A 17,949-nucleotide genomic window follows, 5' to 3' on the forward strand; every position below is an offset into this window, starting at 1 on the left:
CGGATTGAGTAGGAAGAGATCCTACGGAGACTTAGGATACGATCTCATCTAGAACAGGAATACTAATTACAGAAGTCCTATTGGCGGTCATTGGATACTAGAGAGCATGGAAGATTGGCGACGTCGAACCAGTTATGCGCTTGTAACTGTTGGCGTTATTATTCTTGTTTACGCCACTGCTTATCAGTGGGCAATGATCACATTTGAGGGTCGTGAGATTCCGTTCTACAAAGCCGTTCAAGTGGTAATTGAGTCGCTCACAACGGCTGGCTTCGGAGGGCACGCACCCTGGGAAAGTATGGTGCTAAACGTGATGGTAATTGGGATGAATCTCACTGGCGTCCTTCTTGTCTTTCTTGGACTACCGCTATTTGCAATTCCACTGCTACGACAGGCACTCGACTCAGGCCCACCGACAACCAGTGACCTCACTGATCACGTCATCATTTGCGGCCATTCAGCGCTTGATGATGTATTGCGGAGGGAACTGGACGAAGTTGGTATTCCGTATCTGTTCGTCGATTCTGACCCCGATATAGCCGCTAATCTCACGGAAAAGGGTATCGACGCAATCCATGGCGATCCAGAGCAGATCCAAACCCTTCGCAACGCAAATGCGGCGACTGCTCGTGGGCTTGTTGCTGACGTCAGCGACGAAGTGAATCCAACGGTTATGTTGTCTGCACTTCGCGTCAATCCAGATCTGAAGTTGATTAGCGTTGTACGAGATTACAAGACGGCCTCGTATCACGAGTACTCGGGAGCTGACGAGGTCGTCTTAGCTCGTCAGCAACTTGGAGAAGCGTTCGGAGTGCGAGCTACGACATCCTTTGCAGAAAAGCTTCGTAACGTAATCGAGGTGGAGAACAATTATGAGATTACTGAACTCTTGGTACAGGAAGGAAGCGATCTTGCAGGACAGACGATTAGGGACGCAGATATCTTCGACGAGAATGGAATTACGATCGTCGGCGTTTGGCTCGGTGGAAAGTTTGTCGTCTCTCCCGATCCAGACACCGTTCTTGAGGAAAATACAATCCTTCTCGTTGCAGGAGGTCACGGTGGATTCGAGAAGATTACTGCCCGTTCGATCCCGACACATCATTATCCCTCGCACGTTATCGTTTGCGGATATGGAACTGTTGGCTGGTCCGTTGCCGAACGACTCCGTGAGTCGGGCATCGATACCTGTATCATCGATCACCAGGATCGGGAAGGAGTCGATATAGTTGGGGATGCAACTAATCCAGAAACCTACGAAAGCGTCAATATAAGGGATGCAGAGACAGTCGTGCTCGCTCTAGACGACGACACAACGACGATCTATGCGACACTGGTTATAAGAGAAATCAACCCAGATATTGAAATTATTGCTCGTGCAGACGATCCAGGTACAGTCTGGAAATTGTATAATGCTGGTGCTGATTACGTACTGTCCCTTCCTACGGTGACTGGCGAAATTCTTGCCTCACATCTGGTTGATGAAGTTGAAATCGTCACCCCACAAGTTCAGTTCGAGTTTATCCGTTCGGAGGCGCCCTCGCTTGTCGGGAAGAGTCTCAAGGAAGTCGATCTTCGAGCCCAGACCGGCTGTACAGTAATCGCTATCGAGCGCAACAATGAACTAAGAACAGATCTCACTGCGGATTTCGTCATCCAAGAAGAGGACATTCTCATTGCTGGCGGTAGTGAAAAGTCAATTAAGAAATTCCAAGAGTTTGTCTCTCAATCGTCTCCAGAGACAGTATTAGAGTAACTGCAAAGAGACCCGTATTGCCGCAGCACCACAGGAAAACGCAATAATCGCATAAGCATATTCTAGAGATAAATCACGATCTCCCTGTGAAAGGTACTGCCGGACGATGTATGAGTCACTTCCAGAAATCAAAGAGGCTCCGGCCACTAGTGTGAAGAAGCCGACAATCCACTCGTTTCTAGGAGAGAATACAGTAGTCGTTAGCTGTACTCTTGAAACAATCGAAATTAGGACTATGAAGAGGTAATACGCAATAGCAAACAGAATGTTAAGAACACAAAGAGCAATGCAGATAGAGAGAAAGAACTTTGTCCACCGGCTCTTCAATTGAACGTTGTTTCATGTAATAGGTATTTATAGAAGCTAACTATCGGAGTCTGGTAGAGATACAACGGGTACAGTTGGGTTTGTGACGAGATTCGTTGTAATATTACCAGCAAGAATTCGGTTGATCCGACTTCCTCCACGAGCTCGAAAAACAATTGCATCAGCCCCTACGTCAGCAGCTTCAGAAAACAGAGCAGGGACCATATCTGTCGCAAATACCGTTCGGGTGTCGACAGCAATAGAGCTACTAAGTGTGGAATCAACAATAGCAAGGAAATTAGATGCGTCTTCACGGCGTTTCTCAAGGGGTGCTTTGTCAGGTGCTCCGCCGCCCTTTTCGATAATATGGACTGCAGTAACGCGCTCTGTCCCTTCGAGAAAAGGCCGTAATGCACTGCACGTCGTGCGTGCGTCCTTCTCCTCTGCTACGGGAACAAGAACGTGCTGAAAATGGACCATGAATGGACTCATTCAGCAGCTCTATATAAATATTATCTACTGTACACTGAATCATCCCGTCCATTTATTACTCAGAGTATGAAATAAAGGGTAATGTCGTTTCGGGCTACACTGGCTCCTAATTCTCTCAATACAGTTTTTTATGCTGTTATGATATGGTGTGTGCTGGTCGTAGTGCTAACCAGAATATATGATACTCCACTGATACGGTTAGAAGTAGTTGTCGGGACCGGTATTCTTCTTATTTGGGTTATTTGGGCAATTCGATATCGCCTCGAGCAGATTCAGCAGGGACGGTACAATCGGTATCGATGAACAGTTAAAGCCACACAGAAACATAGAGTTCTATGATCATGCTCTAGTTGTTTTGGAATTCTGGCGAAAAGAGGATGACTACAATAGCGAAGGCGCTTCCAATAGAATACCGCAGAATAAATAAAGTCACTATTTGACTGGGTTTAGTTCCAAGAATGGCACTCTATATACAGATTAGAGGGCGATGCTGAACTAGACAGTGTCATCTGTATACACTTTGCTGAAGTTGCTAATTAGACTCGCTCAACTGGGGCGGCACGTGCCGAGATACCTACGTTTATCCATTATCACTTCCACAGTCCAACGAACGAAATGGAGATTCTAGTTACGGTTAAGGAAGTCTCTACTGTCGAAGACGAGTTCGGGATTGAAAACACGACCATCGTCGACCAGTATCTCAACGCCGACCTCAACGAGTTGGACGACTACGCTGTCGAGGAGGCCCTCCAGCTTCAGGAAGCGGGCATCGCCGACGAAGTCGTTACCGTGACGATCGGCCCCGAAGACTGCGAGCAGACGCTCCGCCAGACGCTCGCGAAGGGCGCCGACCGCGCGGTCCGCGTCTGGGACGACGCCCTCGAGAACATTGACCTGCTCGACGTCGGCGCCAAAACCGCGATCCTGCGGGCAATCGTCGAGGCCGAGGAGCCCGACCTTGTGCTGACGGGCGTCCAGTCCGGCGACGACAACTGGGGCAGCACCGGCGTCTCTCTGGCGGCCGAACTCGGCTTGGAGTGGGGCGCCGTCGTCAACCACCTCAAGCACGACCTCGAGGACGGCACCGCTTCGGACCGGCGCGAGCTCGAGGGCGGCGTCGAGGAGCTGACCGAGATCGAGTTACCCGCGGCGCTGACGATCCAGACGGGGATCAACGAGCCCCGGTACGCCAGCCTGCGGGGCATCCGCCAGCCCCAGCGGAAGGAACTCGACGTCCACACGCTCGGCGACCTCGGCATCGACGAGGGTGCAGTCGAGGGCGCGGTGACCGTGACGGATATGTACGAGCCCGAAAGCGAGACCGACGCGACGGTCTGGCAGGTCAGGCCCGAGGAGACCGCCCCTGAGCTGGGTGAACTCCTCCACGAGAAGGAGGTGGCACCATGAGTGACGTTCTCGCAGTCACTGACCACCGCCGCGGCGAACTGCGCGACGTCAGTTACGAGACGATTACCGCCGGTCGTCAGCTGGCCGACGAAACCGATGGCGACCTCCATGTCGCCGTCATCAGCGGCCCTGTCGACGATTTTGCCCAGATATGCAACCGAGAAGGCGTCGACGCCGTCCACACTGTCAAGTACGGCGAAGAGTTCAACCACGACGTCTACACCCAGGTCATCACCCAGCTCTACGACGAGCTCGCGCCCCAGTACGTCCTCACGCCGAACAGCGTCAATGGACTCGACTACGCGCCGGCGGTCGCCAACGCGCTCAATCTCCCGCTCGTCACCGACACCGTCAGGCTCGAGACCAACGGCGACACCCTGATCGCGACCTGCGAGATGTACGGCGGCAAGGTCGAGACGACCAGCGAACTGACGGGTAACGCCGTCGTCACGATTCGAGGCGCCGAGTGGCCCGGAGCTGACGGTATCGGTGACGCCGAAATCAAGGAGTTCCAGGCCGAGATCGACGAGGACGCAATCCGCTCGAGTGTCACGGCCTTCGAGGAGGTCGGCAATGGTAACGTCGACATCACCGAGGCCGACGTGCTCGTCTCCGTCGGACGAGGTATCGAAGAGGAGGAGAACCTCGAGCTCATCGAGGATCTGGCTGACGCGCTGGACGCGACGGTCTCCTCGTCGCGACCAATCGTCGACAACGGCTGGCTGCCCAAGAACCGCCAGGTCGGCCAGTCGGGCAAGGTCGTCACGCCCGATATCTACATCGCGATCGGCATCTCCGGGGCCGTCCAGCACGTCGCCGGCATGAAGGGCTCGGAGATGATCGTCGCGATCAACACCGACCCCAACGCTCCAATCATGGATATCGCCGACTACGCCATCCACGACGACCTCTTCGACGTCGTTCCCGCGCTCACGGAGGAGTTTCAGTAAATCAACAATTCATATTTAGTACAGACAGTCTCCATGAGTTCATTGATCGGTGTATCGAATCAGAACCTTCTGATCTTCCGGCAACAAAAGCTATTGCTCACCACTCTTTTTATCGGTGTTAAAAGAAGATTGATGAATGCAAACATAGAGTAGCTTATGAGTTGATCTCAAATACATCTGCTAATCGCTTACGCATGAATTCACGCCGGTACTTCCGGCGTTCAGCTTCCGAGAGGTAGTTTTCCAAAACAACGCTCGCGTCGGAACTTCCCTGATCGCCTGCAATCACGTCAAGATTCTCAAGCAATTGTTTCTGTGCATCCATATACGTTGTATACCAGAAGCGCCGACCCATCTTCGAGGTCGGCGTCTCGCCACGAACGGTAACGCCGGCACGATTCGCAAGTCGCTGAAAACGCAATTGGATCGTTTCACCGACAAGATGGCCACTCGAGGATGCTGTCGATGGGAACAAATACCCGTTCCACTCGTCGTCTTGAGCGCCAAGCCCATCGATATGATCCGTCAGTTGCTCGCGGCCGTAGACCAGTGCGACCGTTCCTGGACCGTTCTTTCGTTCCTCAAAATAGATGTGTGGATCATCGCCTTCGAGTACCACCTGAGAAACGTGTAATGACGCGACCTCGTTCCGTCGAAGGCCCCACGCACACAGCGCGAGCACAAGAAGTTCCTCTTCAGGACCCTCAACAGCTCCGTACAGCCGCCGAACATCCTCACTTGAGAGCGGCTGATTGTCTTTCTCCTCACGATTCCAGTTGTACTCCTCGCTAATTCTCGAGGCCGGGTTGAACGCGGCGATCGCCCGCCGCTCGAGGTGACTGTAGAACTGGTTGACGTCGCTTAGATACCGTTGCTTCGAGGCGTCAGTTCCGAGATCGGCGTCAAGTTCGTCAAACACCGCCAGAACGCGTCGAATCTCGGCAGCCCGTTCGGCGGTGTCGACGACGCGGTCCACGAGATTGGCCTGGCCGTGGAGTTCATCGTACAGTTGCGCGTAAGTCGCGAGTCGAGATCGTTTCGTTGCGACTGTAGTGTCGGCGAGGCCTTGCCGGCGTTCGAGCGTTCGAATGAACGACTCGAGTTCATCAATGGTGGTTTCGTCGTCGATACCCCATGGATAGCCCTCCTCGGATTCCTCTACATAGCCCACAGACTCGAGAAACTCCGAGAGGGACATCTCGTGGTGCTCTCGAAGCGTGTAAGTGAGTCCGCCGTAGCCGACGTCGAGTAGATCCTGATAGGTGGGTTTGTCCTCAAGGTCGTGGCCAGCACGTTGTAGCTCAAGTTCGATTTCGGTGTTCCAGAACTCACGGAGTTCCTCGAGGGACTTGTGTGACCACTGGATTTGCTCGCTACTCACGCGAGATCGCCTCGAGTAACCCGTTTCCCCTATGTTGTGGTGATTCTAAGAGCATCATTTTCGTACGGTTCGCTACTCATGACACTCACTAAAAACTATCGTGTATTTGGTTGTCGGGCTCGAGACAACTAAAATACACAGAATAGGCAGCACGTGTATGTAGAATCGTCGTAAATCATATGTAGCTATACGAATTCGAATGCGTATTCTCATAGATCTGGTTCTACCGGAACGAGCGGCTGACGTGTTCTAACTGCCGGACGGAGTGGTAAGAAAGAATATGAACGAGTTACACTGTCGAACGCGTTTTTGATTTCATACATTGACACGAGCTCTCGACAAGCACCTAGACTTACACTGATCGATCTGGTAAGGCGGCCCAGGTTCTCAACTATGCGTCACCAACAGCTCAGCAGTAAGCACGTCCTCTCGGCAAGAAGTCTGTCGTACTTGTCTTTATGAGATGATCGACTCAAAGTCGTCAGCCTAGTCGTACTCGCTTCGATGCTCAAGTGACGATCGACCCGTCCGTATGGTCTCGTACAGGTCGGACCGTTCGGCTGGTCTGATCTTACAAACGAGGCCATAGTGCTCAAGCACTGGCAATATTGTATTAATATTCTGTCTGGGTTTGTTGGTATCCATGAAGCCGAATCCAGATTTGGTTTTCAGAACTGTTTGGTTAGCAGTAGATACGAAGGTTGAGTGGAATAAGCTGGCGCCTGCTGAGCGATGTTCATCTTAGGTTCTCTTATTCATGCAGTCAGTGAATCAAAGAATCAATGAGTCAGTGAGTTACCAAAGGTCAATGAGGAGGGGCGTTTTGGAGGGTGAGGGAATATGAACAGCAAATTTTGTAGTCCATGAATCATGGACTTGGTGAATCACAGAGATGAGGAGTAGATGAGCAGAACCTCAGTGTATAGTGGGACATATCATCATTTAATCAGCAAGTCATGGAATCAGTGATTTGCAAATAGTGGACTAGTGAAGCAAGGAATCAATGAGTCAATGAATCCCTGAATCAAATCTCGAAAGAGGTGAGAAGCAGAGTCCTCGGTCAGGAATTTAATGATTCATGGATTCACAAATCACAGATTGTTTGAGTCAGTGATTCAATGAATAATGAAAATGCAGATAGAGAGGTCAGTTCGTTATCTACAAAAGAGCCCACAAAGCGAGTGAGTTCAATGATTCAAGGATTCTTTGATTCTAAGCCAGCTGGTCAAATCTCCCGGTTGTTTGGGGAAGAGAGTGTGAAGGCAGCAAATCAGAGTTAGAACTCAGTATGGAACGTCTGACGTAAATTTATGAGTCTTTGATTCAATGATTGGAACATGTCCGACTCACCGCGTGGATGGGGTGTCACACCGTCAACCAGCATTCCCACGGTTGCCTTTGGAAATCAGAAAGGTGGGACTGGAAAGACAACAGCGACAATAAACAGTGCGGCAGCACTGGCCTCGCGAGGCCACGACGTCCTTGCGATCGACATGGATCCACAAGCCGACATGACAAAAGGGCTTGGGCTCGGTCCAGGTGATGATAACGACGCATCCAACCCAAAGAATGACCTTCCGAACGAGCTCGTCACCGACGACGGTAATCTCCTCGATGTTCTCGTGGACAATCCCCGAACCCACGACACGGCACTTTCAGAGATCGTGATTCATACCAATGAGTACGAACATCTGAACTATGACCTCGTTCCGAGTCACAAGGACATGGGACTGGCACGGGACTGGATGGATGACGCTAGTGCCCGCCTCTCGTTGAAAGTTGCTCTTGAAGAGCTAATTGACGAGGGTTATGATTATGACTTCATTTTGATCGATTGTCCACCAGATCTTTCAGTTCTAACGGACGCCGCGTTCATCGCGGCTCAGAACGTCTTCCTTGCCGCACAAACCCAGGCAACATCACGAGATGCTCTCGACGACCTGTGGGACCAGCTGGAGTCTATTGAGAACAGCCAACAGATCGAGATTGCGATCGTAGGGCTGCTCGCGAATATGTACCGGGACGATGGACAGTCGAAAAAATTCCTGAACGCATTCGATGAGTCATTTGCATCAATGGCACCAATTTTCAAACTCCCTATGCGGGTAGCAATACAGCGCGCATGGGACAATGGCTGCGATATTTTCGAGTGGGAGGACCCGAACGACCAACAAGTAGAGCGTGAGCTCTTCTTGGAGATTGCAGAGACGATGGAACGAGCATTCGACAAAACGCAGGTGAAGGTGTAAACATGCCCCGAGGAATGGACGAGCGATTCGAGAATCCGTCGGACGAAGCGGAAGACCAGGAGCCGGCAACTGACGATCAGACCACAGAAACAACATCGGAAGTGAAAGAACGAGATCGCGAAACGACGGCGGCAGCCAAGGAACCGACCCCTACAAGTAATAGCGAATCATCGACCAAGAAGACAGAAACAACAGAGGATGAACCGCTAAATATCCGAGAGGATTGGGATTCAGCCACATTGTATGTTGAGCCGGAACAGAGCGAGGACATCGAGGTTACATTTACTCGGCTGAAAAAACAGTTGAAGCGGGAAGGTATTATACTCGAGAAGAACAAGCATTTCTACCGCGCGGTTTTCGAAATCGCGTTCGATGAGCATCGCGAAGAGACCAAAGAAAAAATTCGTGAATTAGCGAAGCAAGACAGAGATCAGTGACTCAGCGATTCAATGAGTCACTGAATCTGTGGATCGCTGAGCCAAGCACTCCAGAAGACAATGAGGGCGAGAGTCGCTCTCAGAGCATTACAATACCTGTTTCGTAAGTCAGCTGGATTCTGCTTGCACTCCTTTTGGTGGTCTTCGTAATCTCACCAATGGCCGAGAATCCGGCTCGAGAGAGATACCAGTGAGTTTCCCAGAAGAGCGTCGAATTTGGGTTTCAAGAAATAGTAATAGATGAGCACCTATAGATAGAGAACGTCCCACTTTATTTGAGATCATCCAGGAGGAGAAGTCACGTCCCCGGAGAGTTACCCCACTCCCTCCCCCCGTCATCGATGTGTAAACCAGTGCAGGTGGGGTGGGGGCCAAGATACGACGACCACGAAAAACAGCAGAAAACACGCTGTTCATGAGAGAGATGGTCTCAAACACACTAATGACAGTCTGATCTACGGCCATCTCTAGCTTGGAAAGTTTTATATAGGAATGTTAATAACAGTAACCGCAATAGGTCCAGCTACGAGAGTTGAGAGACTTGTCTCCAACGAATCGGACGATAATCTCTTCCTTTCTCAAGTGTCTGTTTGTGCTGGTATCCCTGTTCTCATGCTCTCTCCCTCTAATCTAAATGCTTTCATCAGCTTTCAGCCTCCCCCTCATCCTGAGATTTACACATCGATGACGGGGGGAGGGTGTCCAGAGAACTTGAGGTGACCCTTTCGCTACCTCGAGGAGATCAGACGAGCAATGATTTTGAGTCAGGAATGAAGAACGCGAGTACTTACACATCGAACACGGGGGGTGTGTTCAGAAACGGCCTGCTTGACTGATACAAATTCATTGGTTATGAAATTCCCTCAGCTGGGAGTTGACAACGGTCTGTAGGAGTTCTTCTTGATTGGCTATTGGCTCTAATCGAGTGTCGTCAACAATTCTCTTCATCATCGCTTCAGGATCTCCCGTGAAAGTAAACTCCATATACATTCCGCCACCCCGTCCTCGACTTTTTCGTGAGCTCGAAATAAGTCCATACGTAGAGAGCTCTTTCACGTATTTTACGTAGGTCTCACGTGTCATTTGGTCAGCATCCAGCTCATCAGTGATCCACCGATAAACATTGAATCCGACTGGACTTGGTACAGAACTTCGTGAACGATTCGAGTGACAGGCGACTGCAGCAGTCGCGTACAGTGAGATCTTCTTCTGAGTCGTCAACCCCTCTACAAGCTTCAATGAACGATCTTTATCGATTTCTTCCTGGGACTCACGTACGTGTCTCTCGGTAACTTTTCCGTCACCCCATTCATCTGCGAGATCGCCGGCACCACGGAACAGATCAATTGCTTTCCGAGCGTCTCCGTGGCTCTGTGCTGCAAATGCCGCCACAAGCGGGATCACATCACTTGTGAGTGCATCTTGCCGAAATGCATCACGACGATTCTCGAGAATTTCGCGCAACTGCGTGGCATCGTAATCTGGAAAGTAGACGTCCCGAGGATTGAAAGAGCTCTCCGCACGGCCGTCGATATCTTCCATGAACTTTGGGTCGTTCGTCAGCGCTGCAACCGACACACGGCCTTCAATCTCATTCGTGTTACTCGCTCGTGACAACTGGTAGAGTAGCTTTGAGTAAGCGGGCTCGTCGTTTGCCCGTCGACCAACTAGCAGATCGATTTCATCGAGAATAAAAATGACCGAATCATAATGCTCGTTAATGAGTTTGTATAGACGTCGGTACTTGCGCTTCGTTGAGACACCCGTTTCTGGAACCCCGATTTCCGCATTGACGTCTTTCGCAACAGTCTGTACGAGTTCGTAAACTGCTTGATCAAGGGTATTAATAGGTTGACAGTTTATATTAATCACACCGAAGCGCTCGCCTTTCGATTGGCAGAGTTCGATGATCTGTTGTGTAACAGCCCCGATGATGAGTGACTTTCCTGTTCCAGCAGGACCATATAACAACATATTCGGGGGGCGATTTCCCTGCAGGGTCGGCTTCAGAAATGAGACAACGGACTTGAGCTGATCGTCACGACCGACTATTCGCTCCTCGTCAATGATGGTGTCTGGCTCGACGAGATCTCGATTGACGAAAACTGATGCCTCTTCATCGTCATCGAGCATATCCCGAATCGACTGTTGAGAGCTGTCTTCACTAGACACCTCATTCTGATCTTGGACCGTATCTGCGACAGTGTTCTTTCGAGCGGCTTCTATTTGATCTGCGTTGGCTTCAGAGTGAGTATCTTCACTAAGAGTAGATTGGTTTATTTCATTCTGATCACTATTGGGCATACGGTCCCTGTATGCTGGAGCATCAAAAAGATAACCCCCGTCGATGTTTATCCGAGGCGTACAGGAAGTATATCGCTTGTACAACCCAGTTCTCTGCTTTCTACGACTGAACCACCTCCGAAGTATATCGGAGAGAGGCCCCCCGTTATCGATGTGTAAAGATGGAAATTGCCAAAACTGAGTATCTGCTTTTCAATGCCGTTCTGTCACCCCCCGTCATCGAAGTGCAAGCCACGCGTCTGACACCCCGACATCGAAGTGTAAATTCAGAGTCCCACTCCCCCTCCCCCCGTCATCGATGTGAAAATAGTGCTTGTTTCGTTCCTTTTTTATACAGCAATTCGCGAGTTGGAGGCCGGACTCGAGCGTGGCTTCGCGACTCCCTGAAATCGTCTCAAACAGCCATACAGCGACCCGTTACGAATCTAATTCTGATTGGGTCTGTTTGTTTCTCACTATGGGCAGAAACACTCGTAAACTGGTGTGCCTAGCCGTTGTTTCGAGGTAGTCTATTTGATGGACACATAGTGTAGAGCAACAACAGAGCTTCTCTCCGCTAGTTTATTCGTGTATTTCGCCGGTGTCTCCAGGAACAATTGTAAAGTCAAGCGTTCGGAAATCAGAGTCAAACGCAAAGAGGTGTTCTATGTCGTATTCATTAGCGAGAACAGCGCTCGAGTGATCAACAAACGAAATCTGTTGGTCATCATAGCGAGCGAATTCTTTGCAGGTTCGATCGAAGGCACCAGCATCAACTGGTAGAACAATAAAACTCTCTGACTCCCGAATAGCGCTCAGTGCACGAACGGCGTCACCGTGACCAACCCATCGGAGCAAGAGGGTAGCAAGCTCCGAGAGAACATAGCGACTGGTGTAGAGTGGCCGGTACGTGTATTTTCCCGACCGTATTCCATCGAACAACTCAACGGCTTGTTCGTGGTTTTCGTCATCGGGCTTGAATCGAGCATAAAACGCACCAGTATCGATGAACAGGGCTGTCGCACCAGGGCTACTCATTCGTCGCTCTCTGGCTCACCATAGAGATATTCGTCCACATTCGACGAAACATCTGTTGGCCCGCCTGCGGCTACGGGCTCGGCGTCCCAAAATGGGTCATCAGGATTGATTTCTTGCTTTTCGGTAGGCTCATCTGGAAGCCACCATACTACGGACCGACTACCTACCTTTTTTCGGCGGACATCCCCACGCTCATGGAGCGTATTGAGCTTATTGAGGATTGCTCTGTTCGAGATGCCCAACTCCGTACTGAGTTCTGTCGCAGTCATGGGCTCACTGGTCCGCCGGAGAATTCCGAGGATGTCCTCAAGCGTGACCTGTGTCACAAATTTCCCGCGATCGTCACGTTCATTGCTCATGTCTCAGGGTACGTCGCCGATCCTCTTAAACCCTATTCACTCGTGTGAACCGGGACCCAGCAACTCCAGTTCACACGTATGAACCGGAAGAGCTGATTGGCGCTCGAGAGCGTTCTAGCATCGTCTGAGAGAACACTCAGATAGAAGACAGAGAACAACAGGGGATAATTAAATCTCAGTTACTGTCGCGTGCTCTTCCTCGAGTGCTTGCGCGTCCTCCTCAAGTAGTGCAACAGTAAGATACGGCGCGTACGACTCGAAGTACTCCACAACGGTTGCGATGCGTTCGGAATCAATTGCCTCGAGCGAATCCAGCAGCATGAACGGAACCGTCTCGTAGACGTCGTGAACCAGATATCCTGCAAGCGCAAAGACAAGTCCAGTAACTTCACGCTCGCTTTCGCTGAGGTGGTTGATCGAGTCTTCGTAGGCTGCTCCCTCCTCAGTACTACGGACAATCTTGAGATCGAACGACGATTTCGTCACCTTGCGTCGGCCTTCGCGAACGTCACGTGTTGTCTGATCGATCCAGATCCGCTCGAGATTACTATACTCGAGAATCTCCAACAGGCTCTCCATGTGCTCGTTGAACTCTTCGACCGCACTGTCTTCGATTTGATCAATACGGGTTCGAAGATCAGCTAACTCTTCGGTTGTCTTTTCACGACGATCCTGAAGCCCCTCGCGGTCGTCGAGTCGTTCTTCGATTGACGTGATTTTGTCTTCGACATCATCGCGTTCGCTTTCCTTCCGTTCGATCTCGAACTCGAGCTGGTTGACTTCGCGGTGTTGGTCGAGGATATCTTCGGAGTCGTCAGTCTCGAGGTCATCGATCTCAGCCTCGAGTTCAGTAATCTCCTCTGTGAAGGCCTCCCGATCATCCGTGAGATCTTCGATGCGGTCACGCCGGCGCTCGATTTCGTCGTCGATCGATTCGAGACGGCGATTGGCTCGCTGATACTCGGAGCGATTTTCTTCGATTTCGTTGAGTGTCGCTCGCTTTTCCTCGAGTTCGTCGTTGATTTCCGAACGCTCGTTGAGCCGGTCCTCGTATACAGACTGAAGCTGTTCGATCGTAGTTTCGATTTGGTCAGTGGCGACCGAGGAACCACAGGTCCAACACGTGACGGTCCCCGAATCGGCATCGGAGAGTAGCTGATCGGTAACGGGACCATCATTGTTGTCCGCCTCGCCACCAAGGAACTCTCCGGGATCCTCCAGCAGCTGTTCGTTGAACTGGATCGTCCGCTGAAACTGCGAAATCTCTTCGTTGAGTTCGTCTTTCTCTGTCTGGAGTGTCTCGATTTCAGCTTCTAGACGGCCGAGATTCGCTTCTCCACCTGCCTGTAGCTCCTCGAGGTCGGCTTCGACATCCTCGTGCTCGTTTTCCAGTGCCTCGATACTCTCGCGTTCGGTCTCGATTCGGTTGCGAACTCGTTCGAGTTCCGAACGCGTGTCCCGAAGCTCATTGAGTTTCTCATCGAGTTCGGATTGTTCCTCACGCCGGGTTTCGACGTCGGTATTCGCGGCCTCGAGTTCTTCCTCGGCAGTTTCAAGTTCGTCGTGAAGCTCTTCGATTTCGTCAATCAGTCGCGTTCGCTTGGCCTCAAGATCAGGGAGCTGATTCTCGAGATTATCGAGTTCGTCGAGTTCACTGTCGATCTGGTTTTTCCGCTGCTCGAGTTGTTGAATTTCAGCTTTGATTGCATCAGTATCGACCGGCCGCATGATCAGATCACGCAGGTCATCGCCGCGAGCAACAGCCTGGCGAGCTTCGTTTGACTCGAGCAGGAACGCAAACAGATCCGCGATCTCCGGATCGTCGAGATAGGGGTCGCCCTCAGTAACGATTGTGCCGTTCCGTCGGTGAAGCGTCTGTTGGTAGGTTTCTTCACCGAACTCGAGAGCAGCCTGCCCTTCTTTGCTGTCCGCTTTGAGGCTCGCTTGATCGCTACCAAGTGCCGCCATGATTCCCTGAAGCAGCGACGTCCGGTTTGTTGCGTTACGACCGGAGAGAACAGTCACTCCATGTTCGAACGACACCTCTGTTTCGTCGATGCCACCGATGTTGCTGACAGAGAGGGTTGCTTGTTCTGGTGGAGATTGTTCCGTAGCGTGCTGGCTTGTTCCCATAGGTGTAGACAATTGATCCGTAGGTAGGTATTTATTGGTTAGCCAGCGATATGATCCATATCAGCCCTTCTCTGAGATCTAGAGGGCGATTTTGGAGTCGACCTGAATCTACTCTGGATAGAAATCCGTCGGACATTCCTGAGAGTGCGGCGAATTAACCAACAAGTCTAAGGAAAGCCCCGTCGTTGGTTAACTAATAGATGCCGGATCCGCCGAAGTACATACTCGAGGGCCTCGAAAAGCAGTCACCAGAGACGCTCCGAGAGATCGCCCAAATCGCTACCGAGATGGCGGACGAAAAGGAGCGCCAACTCGAGACAGGACTCGAGGAGCAGGAGGTTGACGATCAGCCAGAGAATCTCGATCGCGATGATGCACCAACCAGTGCGACGCTGACTACAAAGGAAATCAGCGGGAACCAGTACTACTACTGGCAGTGGCGAGAGGGAGAGAAAATTAAGTCAGAATATATTCGGCCAGTAGATCCAAAGCGATAGAGAAGACTATGAATTTTGAACTGCTTGCGAACTCTAATAGGCTCCTGGGTCGACAGATTGCTCACGATAGCGTTCGTACTTCCTTCTGCCCCACTCAATCAGCTCATCGTTCGAACTGAGTATCATAGCGACGTGGTTCCCGTCGCCGACTTCATTGTACGCACCAATGGCCACCTTTCGATCGTCGTAGAGTCCTATCCCAAGTGTGAGTGATTCTTCGAGACAGCCCAGAGTGTAGTTATCTCGCTTTGAATTATCCAGCAGATAGTGGAGACCGTCGTTCTGTACAATCTGCTTGTGGACAGTTCTATCGACGATCGGCTCTACCGTCAATCCTAATCTGGTAATTTGGTAGTACGCTTTGAACAGGGTCGGTTGAAAGACGGAGGTTAGAATCCGAAAGTGGCGCGTGCGAGGATCACAGAGCTTGAGAGCCGCTTCAACTACGAGGCCCGGAGAAGCAGGCTCGGAGAATACAAGCTCTGCGTCTGTGAGAGCATGTGTCGGGAAATCTGTATATTCTGTTGAGAGGCGCTGCAGAAACGGTGCCTTGGTGATTATCTGCTTGCTTTGCTCGAGTAATCTCTGGTAGGCAGATAGTGCCTGTTCTCCCTTTGCTGTAAGGCGATACCCCCCAGGCTGGGATTCACACCATCCGTGCTCCTCGAAGGTCTGAAACGTACGCCAAATCGTTGCACGGCCTGGTGAATTGGAGCTAGCGTTCGCAAGCTCACAAGGTTCTGTCAGACCCGCTCTAAGCGACTGAAGAAATTGGAGTGGTCGAGGTGAGCGCGAAAGGAAGGCGAGTTGATCCCGAGTGATTCTCTCGAGACAGTCCCTGACCAACTCGAGAGCAAACTTTCCGGCATACGTAAGGACGTGTTGTCGATCCTGATTCAGATTAACGAAGGCACACTCCTGGAATTCAGAGAGATACTCAGATGCTGTTTTACGGGATACTAACCCTTGATCCGCTATCTTTGAGGGGGTAACTGGCCCATCATCGATCATCTGCAAAATCTCAAACCGGGCTGAGTCGATATATTTGATTATGTTTTCACGAATAACATCTTGACTTCCAGTTATTGGATTTTCAACGACTTCCTCTTCGAAACCTGCACCTTCCTGCATCATATTCAACAACTTGGACGATATTCCGAATTTTGATTTATAGCGGCCACTATTGAAAGCAGCGATGAGAGCGGTTGATTTCGCCTCGCTTTTGGTTGAGGATGTGAAATTGTGAGTATGTCGGTAGCGAAGAGTGCCCGTGGTGTAGTAGAACTTACTCGGCCGGTAAATGCGATTGTCGCCGGAGTACTGACCGTTACTGGAGCGTTTGTAGCTATAGGAAGCGATGTTAGCGGCAGCGTCGGACCTGTTCTCATCGCTTCCCTTGTCACTATCCTGGCAACGGCCGCAGGAAATACTACCAATGACTATTTTGACATTGAGACTGATCAAATCAACAATCCTGAACGGCCGATCCCTCGAGGAGCAGTTGCTCCAAGTACTGCCCTCGGCTCGAGTATCGTCCTGTTTGCTGCAGCGGGCGCACTGGCACTCGTACTACCGTTGTTCGCCACTGCGATTGCCCTTCTGAATATCGTCCTTCTCGTCGCCTATACGGAGATTTTCAAAGGGATGCCAGGAGTAGGGAACGCAGTAGTGGCATATCTTGGTGGGAGTACATTTCTCTTGGGAGGTGCAGCAGTTGGCGATATTGCTGTCCCCGGTGTCCTATTTTTATTAGCAGCGTTGGCGACCTTCAGCCGTGAAGTAATCAAAGACGTCGAAGACATGGAGGGAGACGAGCGGGAAGAGATTACTACCCTTCCTCTCGTTATTGGGGAGAAACGTTCCCTCACTCTTAGTGCAGGTTTTCTCTGCCTCATGGTTGTTGTTACGCCGGTTCCCTATCTGCTGGGTGTTTTGGAAATAGTCTATCTTGTTCTCATGATACCGGTGAATGGTGTGATACTGTATGCCGGATATCTTAGTTTCGGTGACCCCAAAGCGGGGCAGTCCGTCCTGAAATATGGCTCGTTCCTCACTGCTGCGGCGTTCATCGTAGGCCGCGCGACTATGATTTCCTAAACGTTTCGACCGGAGAGACACCAGTCGGATATCTTATCGGTGTTTCACGGGAGGTAACAGTGTAACCTCCGGTGAAATGATAACCCTCGCCGATAGACAAACTCACTGGGAAGGCGATAAGCAAAGCTCGAGAACATCATAGCGTCGAAAGGGGAGAACCCCTAAGCAATTCTTTCCTTTCGACCAAAGTACAATAAGCTTTGTCCCGAAACCAGCGGCAGCGCTGTCTCCATCAGCGCCGGTGGGTACTGCTTGAGCAGTTCTTTCGGGCGAACGCGATAGACTTTGGTACGGCGGCACCGACCGTCAACGCTCAATTCGGAGACATGAATGTATATCGATCCACTAAGAGTTGCGAACGATCAGAAAGGTAGACTGCAGAACAGAATCGGTGATATGGACGAGGAGTGGCCCTTGGCAGTGGCTACTCGAACACAGAACAGAGATCCGTGGGTCCAGCAATAATGTTGCTCGAGACTAGCCTTGCGCAACTCACCAAGGAACTCGCCGTTGGAACCAAAGACACCACCCGCTGCCAATGGTGTGAACGTGACCTCAACGAAG

14 protein-coding genes and 1 pseudogene are annotated in these 17,949 nt (G+C 51.0%); 7 read left to right on the forward strand and 8 right to left on the reverse strand.

Annotation, left to right across the window (positions count from 1 at the left end):
* Nucleotides 1-106 precede the first annotated feature (106 nt).
* The gene (locus QA600_RS21350; RefSeq protein WP_278293957.1) at nt 107-1,756 is read left to right on the forward strand and encodes an NAD-binding protein; all 1,650 of its coding nucleotides are present in this window, start codon (nt 107-109) and stop codon (nt 1,754-1,756) included.
* A gap of 363 nt (nt 1,757-2,119) precedes the next feature.
* On the opposite strand, the gene QA600_RS21355 is transcribed toward QA600_RS21350, so the two are convergent.
* Nucleotides 2,120-2,542 (reverse strand): universal stress protein, encoded by a 423-nt coding sequence (locus QA600_RS21355; protein WP_278293958.1) that lies wholly within the window; start codon nt 2,540-2,542, stop codon nt 2,120-2,122.
* A 627-nt stretch (nt 2,543-3,169) separates the two neighbouring features.
* On the opposite strand from QA600_RS21355, the gene QA600_RS21360 reads away from it, so the two are divergent.
* Together QA600_RS21360 and QA600_RS21365 are read left to right on the forward strand one after the other, a co-directional pair.
* The gene (locus tag QA600_RS21360; protein ID WP_278293959.1) at nt 3,170-3,961 is read left to right on the forward strand and encodes an electron transfer flavoprotein subunit beta/FixA family protein; all 792 of its coding nucleotides are present in this window, start codon (nt 3,170-3,172) and stop codon (nt 3,959-3,961) included.
* A complete protein-coding gene (locus QA600_RS21365) occupies nt 3,958-4,911 on the forward strand; it encodes an electron transfer flavoprotein subunit alpha/FixB family protein (RefSeq protein WP_278293960.1) in 954 nt (317 codons plus the stop codon). The genes QA600_RS21360 and QA600_RS21365 overlap by 4 nt, the downstream gene beginning before the upstream one ends.
* 154 nt (nt 4,912-5,065) lie before the next feature.
* Here the strand turns inward: QA600_RS21365 and QA600_RS21370 are convergent, their stop codons facing one another.
* Nucleotides 5,066-6,292 carry a tyrosine-type recombinase/integrase gene (locus QA600_RS21370; RefSeq protein ID WP_278293961.1) on the reverse strand — a complete coding sequence of 409 codons (1,227 nt, stop codon included), beginning with the start codon at nt 6,290-6,292 and terminating at the stop codon, nt 5,066-5,068.
* A gap of 489 nt (nt 6,293-6,781) precedes the next feature.
* Nucleotides 6,782-6,931: pseudogene (locus tag QA600_RS21375) on the reverse strand (ArsR family transcriptional regulator); the annotation flags it as partial.
* Nucleotides 6,932-7,629: 698 nt separating this feature from the next.
* On the opposite strand from QA600_RS21375, the gene QA600_RS21380 reads away from it, so the two are divergent.
* Nucleotides 7,630-8,541 carry a ParA family protein gene (locus QA600_RS21380; protein ID WP_278293962.1) on the forward strand — a complete coding sequence of 304 codons (912 nt, stop codon included), beginning with the start codon at nt 7,630-7,632 and terminating at the stop codon, nt 8,539-8,541.
* A 14-nt stretch (nt 8,542-8,555) separates the two neighbouring features.
* On the forward strand, nt 8,556-8,978 hold the full coding sequence (locus QA600_RS21385; protein ID WP_278293963.1) for a hypothetical protein: 423 nt from the start codon (nt 8,556-8,558) through the stop codon (nt 8,976-8,978).
* Between the two features lie 843 nt (nt 8,979-9,821).
* On the opposite strand, the gene QA600_RS21390 is transcribed toward QA600_RS21385, so the two are convergent.
* From QA600_RS21390 to QA600_RS21405, 4 genes are all read right to left on the reverse strand, one after another.
* Nucleotides 9,822-11,111, reverse strand: coding sequence for an orc1/cdc6 family replication initiation protein (locus QA600_RS21390; protein WP_278293979.1), 1,290 nt, complete (start codon nt 11,109-11,111; stop codon nt 9,822-9,824).
* A gap of 732 nt (nt 11,112-11,843) precedes the next feature.
* Complete coding sequence (locus tag QA600_RS21395) at nt 11,844-12,299, reverse strand: PIN domain-containing protein (RefSeq protein WP_278293964.1); 456 nt, start codon at nt 12,297-12,299, stop codon at nt 11,844-11,846.
* Complete coding sequence (locus QA600_RS21400) at nt 12,296-12,658, reverse strand: helix-turn-helix domain-containing protein (protein WP_278293965.1); 363 nt, start codon at nt 12,656-12,658, stop codon at nt 12,296-12,298. The genes QA600_RS21395 and QA600_RS21400 overlap by 4 nt, the downstream gene beginning before the upstream one ends.
* Nucleotides 12,659-12,826: 168 nt before the next feature.
* On the reverse strand, nt 12,827-14,791 hold the full coding sequence (locus QA600_RS21405; protein WP_278293966.1) for an archaea-specific SMC-related protein: 1,965 nt from the start codon (nt 14,789-14,791) through the stop codon (nt 12,827-12,829).
* Between the two features lie 200 nt (nt 14,792-14,991).
* Here QA600_RS21405 and QA600_RS21410 point away from each other — a divergent pair, with 200 nt between their 5' ends.
* Complete coding sequence (locus QA600_RS21410) at nt 14,992-15,288, forward strand: hypothetical protein (protein WP_278293967.1); 297 nt, start codon at nt 14,992-14,994, stop codon at nt 15,286-15,288.
* Nucleotides 15,289-15,321: 33 nt separating this feature from the next.
* Here QA600_RS21410 and QA600_RS21415 read toward each other — a convergent pair whose 3' ends face one another.
* Nucleotides 15,322-16,422: a hypothetical protein gene (locus QA600_RS21415; protein WP_278293968.1), complete on the reverse strand. Its 1,101-nt coding sequence runs from the start codon at nt 16,420-16,422 to the stop codon at nt 15,322-15,324.
* A 114-nt stretch (nt 16,423-16,536) separates the two neighbouring features.
* Between QA600_RS21415 and QA600_RS21420 the strand changes: the two genes are divergently transcribed.
* Nucleotides 16,537-17,385 (forward strand): geranylgeranylglycerol-phosphate geranylgeranyltransferase, encoded by an 849-nt coding sequence (locus QA600_RS21420; RefSeq protein WP_278293969.1) that lies wholly within the window; start codon nt 16,537-16,539, stop codon nt 17,383-17,385.
* Nucleotides 17,386-17,949 lie beyond the last annotated feature (564 nt).

Source organism: Natronococcus sp. A-GB1 (assembly GCF_029688845.1).
In the GTDB taxonomy this organism is placed as follows: Archaea; Halobacteriota; Halobacteria; order Halobacteriales; family Natrialbaceae; genus Natronococcus.